Here is a 535-nt window from a genome sequence, read left to right as displayed (position 1 = left end):
CACCCTCACTGCAAGCGATAACACACAGCAAGATATTGTTATCACCATTACCGGCACCGACGACTTACCTGAAGTCACCGGTAACTTTACCGGCTCAGTCACCGAAGGCAACGAAGGCGATGCGGTCACTGCCACCGGCACCATTGCGATCAGTGATGTTGATAGTGACGATAACCCGACCTTTGCCGATACCACAGAGAGCGGCACTTACGGTTCGCTAGAGCTGGTGAACGGTAATTGGACTTACACCCTCGATCAATCTGCCGTGCAGGATTTAGATGCCGGTGATGAGGTGACAGACACTATCACCCTCACCGCAAGCGATAACACGCAACAAGATATTGTTATCACCATTACCGGCACCGACGACTTACCTGAAGTCACCGGTAGCTTTACCGGCTCAGTGACCGAAGGTGACGTGGGCGATACCGCAGTAACTGCCACGGGCACCATCGCGATCAGTGATGTCGATAGTGACGACGCGCCAACCTTTGCCGACGTCACACAGGCAGGCACTTACGGCTCGTTGGAGCTA

At 54.0% G+C, this 535-nt stretch carries 1 protein-coding gene; it reads left to right on the top strand.

The features are described 5' to 3' along the window. On the top strand, positions 1-535 hold a 535-nt coding region (locus tag BZG25_RS15665), incomplete at both ends, for a VCBS domain-containing protein (RefSeq protein WP_198535239.1).

It is taken from the genome of Salinivibrio sp. ML198, assembly GCF_001996015.1.
Classification (GTDB): Bacteria; Pseudomonadota; Gammaproteobacteria; order Enterobacterales; family Vibrionaceae; genus Salinivibrio; species Salinivibrio siamensis.
Note: the sequence above shows the minus strand (reverse complement) of the source record. Positions and strands in the feature narration are given on the sequence as shown.